This window comes from Novosphingobium sp. PhB165 (genome assembly GCF_004341845.1).
Lineage (GTDB): Bacteria > Pseudomonadota > Alphaproteobacteria > Sphingomonadales > Sphingomonadaceae > Novosphingobium.
This window is the reverse complement of the sequence record NZ_SLVB01000002.1, coordinates 453,524-468,786: the sequence shown is the minus strand read 5'-3', so window position 1 is coordinate 468,786 and position 15,263 is coordinate 453,524. Positions and strand designations below refer to the sequence as shown.

8 protein-coding genes are annotated in these 15,263 nt (G+C 62.0%); 3 read left to right on the top strand and 5 right to left on the bottom strand.

The features are described from left to right. Positions 1–97: 97 nt before the first annotated feature. The 3 genes from EDF56_RS07575 (at position 98) to EDF56_RS07565 (ending at position 4,462) form a co-directional block, all read left to right on the top strand. A complete protein-coding gene (locus EDF56_RS07575) occupies positions 98–2,110 on the top strand; it encodes a PQQ-dependent dehydrogenase, methanol/ethanol family (RefSeq protein WP_243652451.1) in 2,013 nt (670 codons plus the stop codon). A gap of 108 nt (positions 2,111–2,218) precedes the next feature. Further along, entirely contained in the window at positions 2,219–3,331 is a 1,113-nt protein-coding gene (locus tag EDF56_RS07570; RefSeq protein ID WP_132386125.1) for a ThuA domain-containing protein, read from the top strand. 228 nt (positions 3,332–3,559) lie between these two features. Further along, positions 3,560–4,462 carry an alpha/beta hydrolase gene (locus EDF56_RS07565; protein WP_243652486.1) on the top strand — a complete coding sequence of 301 codons (903 nt, stop codon included), beginning with the start codon at positions 3,560–3,562 and terminating at the stop codon, positions 4,460–4,462. A gap of 116 nt (positions 4,463–4,578) precedes the next feature. On the opposite strand, the gene EDF56_RS07560 is transcribed toward EDF56_RS07565, so the two are convergent. The 5 genes from EDF56_RS07560 to EDF56_RS07540 form a co-directional block, all read right to left on the bottom strand. Beyond that, complete coding sequence (locus EDF56_RS07560; protein WP_243652450.1) at positions 4,579–6,924, bottom strand: TonB-dependent receptor; 2,346 nt, start codon at positions 6,922–6,924, stop codon at positions 4,579–4,581. A 421-nt stretch (positions 6,925–7,345) separates the two neighbouring features. Next, positions 7,346–9,562, bottom strand: coding sequence for a glycoside hydrolase family 3 C-terminal domain-containing protein (locus tag EDF56_RS07555; RefSeq protein WP_132386122.1), 2,217 nt, complete (start codon positions 9,560–9,562; stop codon positions 7,346–7,348). A 21-nt stretch (positions 9,563–9,583) separates the two neighbouring features. Continuing rightward, positions 9,584–11,104, bottom strand: a complete 1,521-nt coding sequence (locus EDF56_RS07550) for a glycosyl hydrolase (RefSeq protein WP_132386121.1) — start codon at positions 11,102–11,104, stop codon at positions 9,584–9,586. A 9-nt stretch (positions 11,105–11,113) separates the two neighbouring features. Continuing rightward, positions 11,114–12,478: a family 1 glycosylhydrolase gene (locus EDF56_RS07545; protein ID WP_132386120.1), complete on the bottom strand. Its 1,365-nt coding sequence runs from the start codon at positions 12,476–12,478 to the stop codon at positions 11,114–11,116. Between the two features lie 65 nt (positions 12,479–12,543). Then, positions 12,544–15,219: a glycoside hydrolase family 2 TIM barrel-domain containing protein gene (locus tag EDF56_RS07540; protein WP_243652449.1), complete on the bottom strand. Its 2,676-nt coding sequence runs from the start codon at positions 15,217–15,219 to the stop codon at positions 12,544–12,546. Positions 15,220–15,263: the final 44 nt, after the last annotated feature.

Here is a 15,263-nt window from a genome sequence, read left to right as displayed (position 1 = left end):
GCTGGCAACGCGTATGAAACCGGGGCTTTATTCGGCCCTTGCCGCCGTACTTGCACTGTCTGCGTGCAACAAACCCGCTCAGCCGATCGATCAGAACATGATCGCGAATCCCGACGAGTGGCCGAGCTGGGGCCGCACGCCGGGCGAAACGCACTATTCGCCGCTGGACGAGATCAACACCGACACGGTCGGCAATCTCAAGCTGGCGTGGCATACCGATCTGGAGCCGGGGTTCACCGCCAGCACCCCGTTGATGGCCGAGGGCAAGGTCTTCGTGACCAGCGGCCACTCGCATATCCGCGCGCTCGACGCGGTGACCGGCAAGCAATTGTGGGAATACGACGGCGGCACGCGCGAGCGGGCTACATCCACTCTGCAGATGAGTTGGGGCAACAAGGGCATCGCCTATGACGCGGGTCACGTCTTCCTTGTTACCACCGATGGCTACGTGATCTCGCTCGATGCCAAGACCGGCAAGGAAGCGTGGAAGACCTACGACTATCCCGATCAGGCCCCGCGCAATTCGAACGGCGCACCGCGCGTGTTCGGGGGCAAGGTGATCGTCGGCTTCGGCGGCGCGGATATCAGCCCGGCGCGCGGCTTCGTCTCGGCCTATGACGAGAAGAGCGGCAAGCTTGCCTGGCGCTTCTACACCACCCCCGGAGACGAGGTTTCGCCGGTCAATCAGAAGGCCGAAGCGGTCATGCGCAAGACATGGCCGAGCGGGTGGAAGAACCCCGACGGCACCCGGCGCGGCGGCGGCGGCACCGCGTGGAACGCGTTCAGCTACGATCCCGAACTCAACATGATCTACCTCGGCATCGGCAACGGCTTCCCCTACAACCAGAACCTGCGCAGCCCCGGTGGTGGCGACAACCTGTTCCTTGCCTCGATCGTCGCGGTCGATGCGAATACCGGCGAATACAAGTGGCATTATCAGGTCTGTCCCGGCGAGCAGTGGGACTGCACCGCCACCACCGACATGTCGCTGGCCACGCTGAAGATCGACGGCAAGGACCGCAAGGTGCTGATGCAAGCGCCGAAGAACGGGTTCCTCTATGTGATCGACCGGGCGAGCGGAAAGCTGATTTCCGCCGACAAGATCGCCAAGGTCACCTGGGCCGATCACATCGACATGAAGACCGGCCGCCCGGTCGAGAACCCCGGCATCCGCTACGCGGGCAAGCCCGGCATGTTCGAACTGTGGCCGGGACCGACCGGCGCGCATTCGTGGATGCCGCAGGCCTACAGCCCGCAGACTGGTCTCCTTTACATCCCTGTGATCGAAAAGGGCGCGCTGATTGGTGACGGCCAAAAGGGCGGCGCGGAGATCAGCAGGGGCATGGGCGTGACACTCAATCCCGAAGCCGGGTTGAAGAACGATTCCCGTTCCTTCCTCAAGGCTTTCGATCCCGCCACGCAGAAGGAAATCTGGAAAGTCGAACTCCCCGGAGACTGGCCCGGCGGCGTGATGGCCAGCGGCGGCGGACTGGTGTTCGAGGGGCAGATCGACGGACAGTTCGTCGCCCGCGATGCCAAGACCGGAAAGCAGCTCTGGTCGTTCAAGGCACAGAGTCCGATCGTTGGCGCCCCGATCACCTATCGGGCCGGCGGCAAGCAGTATGTCACGGTGCTGTCGGGCAATGGCGGCACTGGCGGCGGCATCGGATCACCGGGCAACGCGGCTTACCGCACCGATTATCGCGCGCCCCGGCATGTGCTGACTTTCGCGATCGGGGGAAGCGACAGCCTTCCCGCCTATCAGCCGCCCAAGCTGGTGCCCCCCGCCGATCCGGATTTCAAACCGGATACAAACAAGATCATGGCAGGCGGGATGGCATTCGCAACCAACGGGTGCATGGTGTGCCACGGCTGGAATGCGGTGGGCGGCGGAGCCGCGCCTGACTTGCGCTATTCGCCTGCAATCGTGGATCCGCAGACGTTCAAGATGATCGTTCAGCAAGGCGGCCTCAAGCTCAACGGAATGCCGCCCTTCCGACAATTGAGCGATCAGGATCTGGAAGCTTTGCGTCTCTATCTGCGCGCACGCGCCAAAGCAGCTCCAGGGGAGGCGCAGGCAGCACAGCATGGTGGGCCGAGCTCGCGATAAACCGGCAAGTCCTGCATATCGAAAATGACGGCAAGAGCGGGAATCAAGAGTAACTCGATTCTTACGCTCTTGCCGCCAAAATGAGCTGTGAGAGGAACAAGACCGGCCATGCTTTCCTGGACTTTAGCGGCCCTGGCGGTCGCAGCAGCACCGGTAACCGTGGCGGCCGCCCCGGTCGCCGACTGCCCGCTTCGCGATGCCGCCTTTTCGCTGGATTCTCCGCTGATCGACGTGCTCCTCAGCCCGTCAGCGAAGGCCGCTGCGGATCAGGCGATGTCGGGAAAGCTGTCGAGCCTGCCACCGTTTTTTGCGCGAACCGACGCACCGACCTTTTCCGCCATTTTGACGCTGCGCCAAGTCGCCATGATGGTGGGGGCGGATGCAAAGGCGCTACCTGCGCTCGATACGAAATTGCGATCCCTCCCGGTGACCGAGGCCGACCACATTGCCCGGTGTGCACGCTATGACAATGACCGCCCACAATTCGATCTCCAGCCGGGCAAACCGCACATTCTGCTGTTCGAAAAGATAAATGGATTCAAAGACGAGCCCGGCTTCAATGCTGCCCATGCCGCCTTCATCGCAATGGCCGCGCGCAAAGGCTGGAACATCGTCACGACGAATCGCGGCGGCGCCTTTACGCCCGAGAATCTTTCGCATTTCGATGCAGTCGTCTGGAACAACATCAGCGGGGACGTGCTGACACTGGCGCAGCGCAAAGCCTTTCGCGACTACATCGAGAAAGGCGGTGCCTACATAGGCGTACACGGCAGCGCCGGCGATCCCTCCTATTTCTGGGACTGGTACGCCGATACCCTGCTAGGCGCCCGCTTCGTGGGCCACCCCATGCAGCCGCAGTTTCAGGAAGCCCGGATATTCGTTGACGACAAGACGCATCCTGCGGCAGCCCGCCTGCCTGCGACCTGGACCATGAAAGATGAATGGTACAGCTTCGCCGCCAGCCCGCGGCTCACCGGGGCCGACGTCATCGCCCGTCTGGACGAAAGCACCTATTCGCAGAATGGTGGTTTCGGTGAGAAGCTGTCGATGGGTGACCACCCCATCGCGTGGAGCAGACACGTCGGAAAAGGACGGATGTTCTATTCGGCAATCGGCCACCTCCCGCAATCCTACTCCGAGGCGCACTACGTCGCCATGCTCGAAGACGCCGCCGACTGGGCAATCGGTAAATCAGCATCGCCAACGACGGCTCACGAGTGATCCCGCAATGCCCATCAGCCAGGAAAGGCAATTATGGCGAATGAAGGAATCTCGCGCAGGCAATGCGCAAGTCTTGTAAGCACGGCGGCTATCGGCGCCGCCTTGGCACCACATGCCTTTGCGCAAGCGGCCGCTGCCGGCGCCGGCATATCGAGCCCGCCTGCGGATTTCGACCCTCTTCCCTTCGTGAACCCCGAGCTCAGGCCAATGATTGCATCGGCATTGCCGATGATGCGCGGCTCGGTCACCACCAAGGAAGCCGTGATTGCCGCCCGATCCAGCCGTTCCCCGCTTGAGCGCGCGCCCAGCACCGGGGTTTCTATCGCCGAGAAGCGGATTCCCGGAAAACCAGGCGATCCCGATGTGCGTATCTATATCGTCAACGCTGGGCCGAAAGCGCAGGCCCGCCCTGCGATCCTGCACATTCACGGCGGCGGCTACATCCTTGGGACTGCCGCAAGCGGCCTGGCCGACCTACAGGATCTCGCCCGCGATCTCGACTGCGTAATTGTCACGGTGGACTACCGTCTTGCGCCCGAGACCGCATTCCCCGGCCCGCTGGAAGATTGCTATGCCGGCCTGAAATGGCTCCATGCGAACGTGGGCGCGCTTGGCGTCGATCCTGCGCGCATCGCGGTAAAGGGCGAAAGCGCAGGTGGCGGTCTGGCCGCGATGCTTGCGATTGCCGCGCGCGACCGGAAAGAAGTTCCGCTGGCCTACCAATGCCTGATCTACCCGATGCTTGATGATCGGACGGGAAGCACCGTGCACCGGCCTCCCCAGCAGGGCGCGCTGATGTGGACCCCGCAAAGCAACAGGTTCGGCTGGAGTAGCTTTCTGGGCATCCCTGCGGGATCGCCGCAAGTTCCAGCCGGGGCTGTACCCGCTCGCACCGCAAACCTTGAAGGTCTGCCTCCCGCTTTCATAGGAGTCGGTACTATCGACCTGTTTTATGAGGAAAATCTCGAATACGCACGGCGCCTCGCGGCCGCCGGCGTGCAAGTGGAACTTGCCATTGCTCCCGGCGCTTTTCATGGCTTCACGCTGGTCCGTCAGGCGAAACTCGTCCAGCGCTACGAAAGCCACATGATGGCCGCCCTTCGCGATGGTTTGGGGCTGCCGCCAGCATAGGCCTCCAACGCCGGCGCCAAGGACGGGCGCTTCCAGCCTTCACGACATGAAAAGAACCCCCGCCACAATCTGGCGGGGGTTCTTTTCCATTCAGACCCGGGCAATTGACGCCGGGATCACCTCGATCCGAACGCGTAACGGAATGTCAGTCCGAACTCGCGATTGGGGGTCGTATTGATGATCGTGTAGGGGCTGGTGGCCGTCATCCCCACCGTCTTGAAGGTGGGCAGCACCAATTGCTGGTAGTTCGACGTGGCCGCGCGGTTAATGATCGTCGCCTTGTCGACACCAAACAGGTTCTTGGCAAAGGCCGAGACTTCCCAGGCGCCCTTGGGATCGCGAATGCCAAGGAACAGATTGAGCAGGCCATAGGAACCGACCTGATCAAAAGCGAACTGGGGATCGCCCTGCGCCGATCCGTTGAAGTTGAACATGGCCCGCCCGAAACCTTCGAGCGAGGACGATATATCCTGATGATACTCGGTCTGAACGGTTGCGGAGAACGGCGACTGGAACGAGGAACGCTGCGTCACCTTGCAACCGGCCACATTATTGGCCCCGACCGCGGCCTGAAGGGCCGCAAGCGAGGGCGGCGCGCTCAGATCGTCGGGAATGCCGTCGCCATTGAGGTCGTTGCAGGGAATGAGCCCGTTCTTGATCTTGCCCAGCGCGTAACTTGCCGTGGCCGAAACGCTCCAGTTCGGCGTGATCTCAAAGGAGGCATCCGCTTCGACGCCGTTGACTTCGACCGGCACCGAGGCGACGAAATTGAAGATGCCCACTGACGGCGTCACCGTCACGGCTCCGCCGGCACCCACCGTGGCCATGTAATTCACGTAATAGACGCCGCTCTGGGAACGATAGGGATAGTTGTTGAACTTCTGGTGATACACGGAGAGGTTTGCCGTACCACGGCCGCCGAACAGCGTGGTCTTGATACCCGCTTCGTAGGACTGCGATGTTTCGGTCTTCAAGTTCTGGAATGAGTTCTGAAGATCGGACTTCACGACGCTGAAATCACCGATCGAAAACGCACCGGGACGCCTTGAGGTACCGAAGCTTGCATAGGCCATGACGGCGGGACTGAAGCGGTGCTTGAGCGAAGCAATATAGATCATGCCGTCGTCGTTAACCGGCGACGTCGGGAGAGCGTTGCCCGCGATCACCATCGGCACGCCCGGATCCCGGTGTTTGATGTGGCGCAGACCGCCGGAAAGCTCCGTACTGTCGCCAATATGTGCCGTCAGGTTCGCGAAGAACGATTCCTCGGTCACGTGGCCGCCATTCAGGCCGATAGGTGTTTCGGCGATCGTGGCCAGTCCACCACCAAGACTCGCAGGAAGAAATACCGGGGTCTGCGAAATTACGTTCGTGTCGGCTTTCTGCAGCGTGTGGAAATAGCCCGCTACGTAGTCGAACATTCCCGCGACCAAGGATTCGTTCTGAAGACGGATTTCATGCGTCCACGTGTCGGCGTGGGTATGCGTGGTCTGGAACCAGTTCTTTCCCGAAAGGATATTGGCGCTGTCTGAGTTCGTCACCGACTGGACGTCAAGATCGTACTTCTGACCCTGATAGACCAGCAACTGACCGGCAAGGCGGAGTTCCGCGCGCCAGTTATAGCTGTTGAACGTCTGATCGACATTGCGGGGATTGGACAGGATCGAAAGCCGGTCGCCCGGCGTGATGACCGGATCGCTTTGCTCGGCGCTGGGATCGAACAGCGAGTAGGACGCAAATTGATCGAATTCGCGCGCCTTGCGCGACATCGTCTGCGCCACGCCGTAAAGCCGCAGGAAATCGGTCGGCTCGACAAGAAGACTGATGCGCCCGCTTGCCGTATGGGTATAGGGATCTCGGCGATCGCCATCGTTCTGGATCGACGTGACACGGTTACCCTCGCCCGCCGAATAGACGCCCGCGACACGCACCGCAGCCAGCCCGGACAGCAGTGGTAGATTGAGTGCACCATTGACGTTCTGGCCGCCAATAGTGTTGGCCGTCGTCGACATGTAGCCTCCGACATTGTAAAGATCGGGTCGCTTCGTGTTGACGACAATCGAACCTGACGGGGTCGCCTGTCCACGCAAGGTTCCCTGCGGTCCGCGCAAGACTTCCACCTGACTCACGTCATACATGGTCTGCAGGACCAGGCTGCCCTCCTGCGGGGCATCGTTCTGGTAAAAGGCGACCGAAGCCGAGACGCCGGCGTTGGGATCGTACTGGATCCCGCGCATCTGGCCGCCTGCGGCAACGCCGTTGGAATTGCTGAAGAACTGAAGGCCCGGAACCAGGTTCTGCACTTCGTTGAAGTCGCGCATGTTGAGCTTCTGGATCTGCTCGGACGTGACAGCATTGACCGCCATCGGCACGTCCTGAATGCTTTCATCCCGGCGACGCGCTTCGACGATGATGACACTCGACGCTTCTTCGGCATCTTGGGATGGAGCTTGCTGCGCCATTGCTGGAACAGAAATCGACAGAGCGCTCACACCGATGAACGCCACCTTCTTGCAAAGGCGCATGTAATACCTCCCCTATTTTTTAAGGCGCCTCCAACCAAATGGGCGCTGTTGATTGCCTGACCAATCTTGATTCCCCTATTGCACCCGCCTTCTTCCTTGGCAAGCAGCATGGCACAAGATTGCATACAATCTGAGTCAGAGAGGCAGTTGGCCCACCTCCAGGATTGGGGGCAGGCCAACGACCAAAAATCTAAAATATCCATAAAACCACGCGTTTTAGCGATTTTTATCGGCAAAGGGTGCCATCGATCTCTTCGTCTTTTCCCGTCGAGGCCAGATCATCGCCACAGCGTTTGGTATCCAATAACAGGCCTTACCACTTTTAAGGCGAGAAAAGCCGCTCGAAATGGCCTACGCCTCACTGCGCCCAGACGCGCCCTTTCCAATTGGAACGCACCGATGGACCAAGCGCTTCCGCGTTCTCGCCCAAGGCGAAATCATAGTCGCCCGCCGGGATAGTCCATTTTCCGTCGGCCCAATCCGCCAGCAGGCGATTGTCGATAGTCATGCTGACACTACGAGACTCGCCGGGCTCAAGCGCGACACGCTGGAATCCGACCAACCGCTGCACCTTCCGCCCGGCTCGGCCAACCAGATAGAGCTGGACGACCGTGGCGCCGCTGCGTTGCCCCGTATTGGTGACAAGCATTGTCGCGCGGTTGCCCTGGATCTGGAGCTTGCCGGCCTGAAACGCCGTGTAACTCAGCCCGAAGCCGAACGGAAAAAGTGCCCGCTGTTGCTTGAGGGCATTCCATCGATAGCCGACGTCCGCGCCTTCGATGTCGTAGTTCACATTGAGCCTGGTGTTCGCAGGAATGTTACCGGGTGAAATGTCGCCGCTCAATTCCACGCCGTCGAGATGAGGGCGAGGGAGTTGTGCGGTGGCGGCAGGGAAAGTGACCGACAGGCGGCCCGAGGGATTGGTTTCGCCGAACAAGACTGAGGCAATCGCCTCGGCGCCCGCCGCGCCCGGATACCAGGCCTCGACAACGGCGGCTGTCTTGCCAAGCCAGGGCATCAGGACGGGGCCGCCCGTTTCAAGCACCACGATCGTACGCGGATTGGCTGCGGCAACGGCCTCGATCAGGGCGTCCTGCCCGTCGGGAAGGCCGAGGTCCGGCGCGTCGATGCCCTCGGTCATCCACTGCGTCGCGAACACGATGGCGATATCCGAGTGCCGGGCAAGCTCAACCGCGCGCGAAATGTATCGGCTGTCGCGAAAGCGAACCTCCGCGCCTGCCGCTCGCCGCTTGATCGCGTCGAAAGGCGCGCCGGGCTGGTACTGCTGCGAAATCATGGCCGCGAATGGCCCCGATCCGCCGATCGGCACCGTCAGCGCCGGCCCCTTCTCGCCGTTGACCTGGCTCGAACCTGCGCCCGACAGTACCCCGGTATCCGCAAAGCCGCCGATGACGGCAATGGATTTCGCCGACCCGGCAAGCGGCAAAACGCCGCCGACATTGCGCAGCAAGACGATGCCCTGCTCGGCAATCCGGCGCGAGACGGCGAGGTTGGCAGCGGCATCGACTGCCTTTGCAGGCTCACCCGGCTTGTCGAGCCCGTGAGCATAGATGCTCGTCAGGATCCGCTTGTTCATATCGTCCAGCCGCCGCGCGTATTGCGGGTCGGACGCAGCCTTGCCTGCCAGAGTGTCGCTGAAGAACACCTTCGGGTCCATTTCCTGACCCGACTGCTGGTCGAGGCCGTGAATGGCGGCTTCCACCCCATGAACAGCGCCCCAATCCGACATGACGAAGCCCTTGTAGCCCCAGTCCTGCTTAAGCACTTTCTGGAGAAGCCAGTCATTCTCGCAAGCGTAGGCGCCATTCACCTTGTTGTAGGCGCACATCACCGCGCCGGGACGTCCGATTTCAAGACCGATCTGGAAAGCGAGGAGATCGCTCTCCCGCGCGGCGCTTTCGGATATCCGCGCATCGAGAAAATAGCGGCCGCTTTCCTGATCGTTGACCGCGAAGTGCTTGATCGTCGAGATAATCCCGTTCGATTGGATACCGGCAATCGCATTGCCCGCCAGGACACCGGAAAGCAGCGGATCTTCGGACAGATATTCGAACGTGCGCCCGTTGCGCGGGTCCCGGATCAGGTTCGTGCCTCCGGCCAGCATCACATTGAAGCCCTTGGCCTTCGCCTCTGCGCCAATCATGGCGCCGCCGGCATGGATCAGATCGGGATCCCACGTCGATCCCATGGCCATACCGGAGGGAAGTGCCGTCGCGCCGTCCTTGCGAAGACCCATGAGCCAGGCGACGCCGAGACTTGCATCGGTTTCGCGCAGCGAAGGTACGCCAAGGCGCGGAATGCCGTGGACGTAGCCCGCGCCGATGACGGCATCGGCGGGCAGTTTCATCGGCCCCATGATCGGGACCGCCATCTGCCCGTGCGTCAGGACGGTCTTCTCCTCGGCCGACATCTGCCGAAGCGTGTTTTCGGCCCGAGCCTCCGCACTCTTGACGTCAGCATCGTCGCTCCGCGCAGGAGCCGCCACTGCCCCGGTTGGGCAGGCCAGCGCCAGAGCCAACACAGAACTCAACGTCCGCAGATTTTTCGCGCGCATGAGCCTCCCCCCCTTTTTTCTTCAGACCAGTTCAAGCAACGCCACACCTTCGGGCGGCAAGTCCACCGAGACCGAGGCATTGCGGTCCAGCCGCAGCGTCACCGGCGCGGCGATCGAGGATTCCTTGCGCAAGGTATCGATCTGCGCAGGCGTCGGCAGGCGGGGCGATCCCATCGCGCGCCATGCCGGCATCGGCGATCCGCGCTCCTGATCGACGAAGCTCACCTTTACTTTCTGCCCCTCCCACGCTCCGGCAAACCGCACGTCGAACCGCTTCGGAGACCCGGTGACTTTCCGTTCGGACGTGGCACCCGGAATACCGGCCGGCTGCAAGGCTTCCGCCAGATTCCAGACGAGCGCGGATACGCCGCCCTCATCCCGCCGAGAGGCCAGTGCGGGCCCGTCCGCCTTGAGCCGCCGCGTGCCCAGACGATGCAGCAGCCGGTACGTGTTGAAGCTCGGGCGGGCGATGCCCTGCACCATCGTCGCCCAGCCCATGTCTCCCTCTTTGAGCAAGTAGTCGGGGACGCCCAGTTCCTCATAGGTGCCGGAAAGCACCCAATGCGACATGCCACGCAGCATCGGCAGGCACTGCGTCACGACTTCGGCGATCATGGCCGGACTGTCCGAAGACCACTCGCTAAGCCAGATGGGCTTGCCCGCGCAGGCCGACGCCTGTACCTGCCCATGCACCTTGCGCACGGTATCGGGGATCACCTGGTTCACCGAGAACCGGGCATCCTTGCCGTAGAGATCTTCCTGATTTCCCCCGGCATAGGCATGCGTGGAAATGAAATCGACGGGCGCATTGCTCTGGGCGCAGAATCGAGCGAAATCGTCGACCCATTTGCCGCCCGAAGTCGCGGGGCCGCCCACCGCAATCGCCGGATCGATCGATTTGATCGCCACCGCCGTTGCCTTGTAGAGATCGAAATAGTCCTGCTGCTTGCCGCTCCAGAAGAACGGCAAGTTCGGCTCGTTCCAGACCTCGAAATTCCATCCGCGAACTTTGGCGATGCCGTAGCGGTCGGCAAGCGCGCCGACGAAAGTGCGGATGAAAGCGGCCCAATCCTCCATGGATTTGGGCGGAGTGATGTTCGCCTCGTAAAACCCGAATGTCGATTTTCCCGAAGCGAGCGCGCCGGGCATGAAACCGACTTCGACAAAGGGATCGACACCGCGCGCCACCAGTCCGTCGTAGACTTCGAACACGTTGCGGAAGTTGGGGCTGGGCTTGCCGCGATTGAGAATGGAAGGCGCGAAGACCCCCATCTCGTCCGCGAATATGCCGTGAAACCGCACTCTCTTGAGGCCGCAGTCACCGACCCATCGATCGAGATCGCCGCGCCAGCTTTCGCGCATCGTGATTGCCGCGCGGTCCGATCCGGCACATTCGGACCAGACGTGCTTGAGGTCGCCGGTCGCCTCGCGCGTTTCGATCAAAATCGGAACACGGTCGGACAGTTCGGCCCCTGCCGCCCTGCCCGCAAGCGACATGGCGCCGAGCGCAGCCGCGCCGCCCATGAATTCACGCCGATGCATATGCCCCCCTCAGACCGCGTTCGCGCGGATAATCTGCCGGTAAACTGCTGCGCTCGGCTTCAGCTTGCGCGCGAAGGTCTTGCGATCGACGCTCGCCAGCCCGAATTGCGGCTTGAAGCCTTGCAGCCACTCGAAATTGTCGATGAGCGACCAGTGCATGTAGCCCATGACAGGCACACCCGCATCGATCGCGTCATGCAGTTGCTTGAGGACTTGCGGAATATACCATTCCCGGCGGCGGTCGTCGGGCGTTTCGAGGCCGTTTTCCGTCACGAAGATCGGCTTGCCCGTTTCCTTGTGGACATACTCGACCGTATTGCGCAGCGCTTCGGGCTGCTTGATCAGTTCTTCCAGATGAGCGCGGTCCACATAGGGCATGTCGGGGAAATCCGGCAGTTTCGCACCGGCGCCCGGTATGCGGACCTGCCTGTACGTCTGCACGCCGATGAAATCGCCTGCCCGCGCGGCAACTTCCAGCCAGGGGCCATAGGCCGCCTTGCGCAGTTCGCCATAGGGCGAGCCCTCATTGGCCGGCTGGAAATCGACCAGGTTCAGGGTAACGCCTGTCGGCAGGTCTCCGCGCGCGGCCTTGATGGCGGCAAAGCCTTTCTCATGCGCGGCCATGAGCTGCGGCGTCATTCCCTTGATGTCCGGGTGGTTCATGGTCACGAACCGATCGCTGCCCATGGCCCGCGCAGCGGCTGCATGCGCCACCTGCTGCGCTTCATCCAGCTTTCCGAAATAGGCCTGGGACTGCGGCATGATCCGGTAGGTCAGGCCGACTTGCGGTTCGTTGATCGTGCAGGCAACGCCGATCTCTGCAGCCAGTTGCCGCGCCGCGCGGTCGCAGTAGCGTGCGAAAAGATCGGGCGATTCCGGATTGAGCCAGCCCCCGGCGGCAGCGAACCAACGCGGTGCGGCCACGTGGTAGAAAGTGACCACGGGCTCGATCCCGGCCTCGCGCAAGGCCGCGATGAAGCGGCGGTAGTAATCGAGCTGGGCCTGCGAAAACTCGCCGCGTTCCGGTTCGATCCGCGACCACTCGATCGAAAAGCGGTAGGCGTTGAGCCCGATCGCCTTCATCACCGCAATATCTTCGCGCCAACGGTGGTAGCTGTCGTCCGCATCTCCCGACAGTTCGGCGAATGTCTGGGGCTTCACATGCTCCATCACCCAGAGGTCGGCATTCACGCTGTTGCCTTCGATCTGGTAGCCCGCCGTAGAGGCGCCCCAGCGAAAGCCTTTTGGAAACCGGCGGACTGCCGGTGCGGCAAGGGCCGCTGGAGCCGTCAGCCCGACAGTGCCTGCCGCCAGAGCAGTGGCCGCAGCCGTGAGTGCCGTGCGGCGATCAAACCGTGTGTTCCGATCGTCCATTCTCTCTCCCCTTCGATATTTGTTGTTTGCAGCGCTGCCTGGTGAAGCGCCGCATCGAAATTCGATCATTTATTCAGCATGATGGCGGCGACGACGGCCTTGCCGCCCGCGCCGGCAAAGTCGAGCTTGAGCGTGCCGCCGTGCACCTCGACAGGAAAACTCAAGGCCTTTGCCTTGAGCGCCCCGCCTGCCGACTGGGCGATGTTGAACGCGGGAACGACCACGGCGCCATTGGCCGATACTGTCATCGTTGCGCTGGCAGGAGCGGCAGGAGACGGCTGGAAGGTCAGTACGGTGACCTTCCATTGGCCGTCAGGCACCGGAATCGCGTAAGAAAAGCTTTCGCCCTCGCGCCAGAAATCAAAGAGCTCGGGCGTAGGACCATCCACACGACACGGGTTGGCAAGCTTGCGCCCGAACCCTTCCATGTTGAGCACCATCGGCGTTCCGCCGGTCACGAAATCGTCGGAGCCGAACTGGCGGCCAGCCACGGTGCGCCCTGCCAGATCGCCCGCGTCGATGGCGATGCCGGACCGCACCGGATCCGGCCCGGTCCAGACCATCTCGTCCTTCACACCCACGCCGTTGACCGCACCTTCGACCACCGCCCGGTTGGCGCCGGGGACCAGCGCAACCGCCGGCCATACGCAGATCCGATCCGTGCAGGGCACCTCTCCGATTGCCTTCCCATTGATCGTCAGGCGCGCCTTGGTCGCATTGGAATAGGCCTTCACCTCCATCACCGGATAGGCGCGCGACACGTATCGCTTGCCGGTCAGATGCATCATCGGTTCGGGATTCCACTGCGCCTTGTAATAGTAGAATGCATCCTTGCGCGTCTTGCGATCGAAGCTGACGAGGCCCTTGGTATTGAGATCGATCGCATCGCCCTCCTGCCGGAGGTCGCTGGGAAAATCGAACATGTTCCAGATCCAGCTCGCGAACACGAAGTCACGCTCGCGGATGACGGGCCAGGTCTCCTCATGCACGAAGGACTCGAATTCCTCCGGCTGGGGCCGCCCCGCCATGTTGACGAAGCCGGCCCGCACATTGTCGCTATGCTGCGTCAACGCGCCGCCTGCGCCATATTCCGAGACAGACAGCGGCAGGCTCGGATGATCGCCATGCAAGCGGTCCAGCGCCTCACCGAACTGCCTGCGCGCGTCGGTCTGATTGGGCATGTACCAGCCGTAGTAGCGGTTGTAGCCGATAAGGTCGGTGGTCCCGGCCAGCCCTTCGCCTGCCGTCTTGATCATCGTCAGCCCCTCGCAGCAGTCCGCGAACGTGGTCGGTCGCGCCGGGTCCTCCTGCTTGGCGATTGCATTGAGATGCTTGAGCAGAGCGAGCGGCTGAGGCGGCTCGCCCTGAACTCCGAAGCCTTTTGCCGAATCCACCTCGTTCCCCACTGACCACATCATGATCGAGGGGTGGTTGAAGTTCTGCCGGATCTGCTCGCGCAGTTGCTGTTCGGCATTGGCCCAGAGGTGTTCGCTGCCCTTGCCTCCCGAGAGCGAAGGCGTGGTGACGTAGGGAAGCTCCGCCCACACGACCATTCCGGCCTTGTCCGCTTCGTCCGACCAGGCATCGGCATGCTGATAATGGGCCTGACGCACGGTATTGGCGCCCAGTTCCCTGATCATCGCCATGTCGCGCGCATGGTCTTCGTCCGAAAGAGCCCAGCCCTTGCCCATGACGTCCTGATGGCGCGAGACGCCGTGGAGTTTCACATGCTGCCCATTAAGGGAGAACCCCGCCTTGGGATCGAAGTGAAAGCTGCGCACGCCAAGCGGAACCGAAACCGTCTCTCCGGCTGCCCCCTGCTCGCGCGTTTCGACGGACACCGTATAGAGATACGGGTCGGCGACCCCGTTCCAGAGATGCGGCTTGGCAACCGAGAGGTTCACGTGCCGGGAATCCTGCCCCGGACTGAGTTCGAGGGCCTGCGATTGCTTCGCAACCGGCCTGCCTTGCGCGTCCCGGATCACCGTGATCACTGCCAGACTGCGCTTGACCGTTCCCTGATTACGAAAGCGAACCAGCACATCGATATCTGCGCGCTCGGGCGAGATTGCATTGGCTTGTGCGTAGACACCGGGCCCGCCGAAATCGAGCAGATCGACCCCGGCATCGCGCGCCGTTACCAGCTTTACGCCTCTGTAAATGCCGCCATTGACGAAAAAGTCTCCGGAGAGGGGGATGACTTGCCCGCTCTCGTTATCGGCGCTCGGCCTCGAATTGTCGGCGCGCACGGCAACGATATTATCCTGTCCCGGTTTCCAGACGGATGTCACGTCGATGCGGAACCGCGCGAATGCGCCTTCATGCCGGCCGACATGGGTGCCGTTCACCCAGATATCGGCAATCTTCCCCACGCCTGCAAAGTCGAGATACTGACGATCGCGCGGCCCGGCCTTTGGTGCCGCGACATGGAGCCGGTACCAGCCTGCCCCCTGAACATTGTTCGCAGCCGGGCTTCGTTCGAGCGCATATTCGCCGATGCGGTTCCAGGTATGAGGTACGGACACGGTCTGCCATGCCGTATCCGCAAAGTCCGGCAGCACCGCCGCAGACCGGTCGAGATCTCCGAGATGAAACCGCCACCCGTTCGAAAGATCGAGCACCTCGCGCCCACTCTCGGCAGATGCGCTGCGCGTGACCTCGGCATGTGCCGGGATCGCAATCGCGCCGCAGCACAGTAGAGCCGGCAACATGGCGCAAGCACCCTTTGCGAATATCGTCACGCGAGCATCCTCTGTTTTTGGTCTGACCTCAATGGATCAATTGG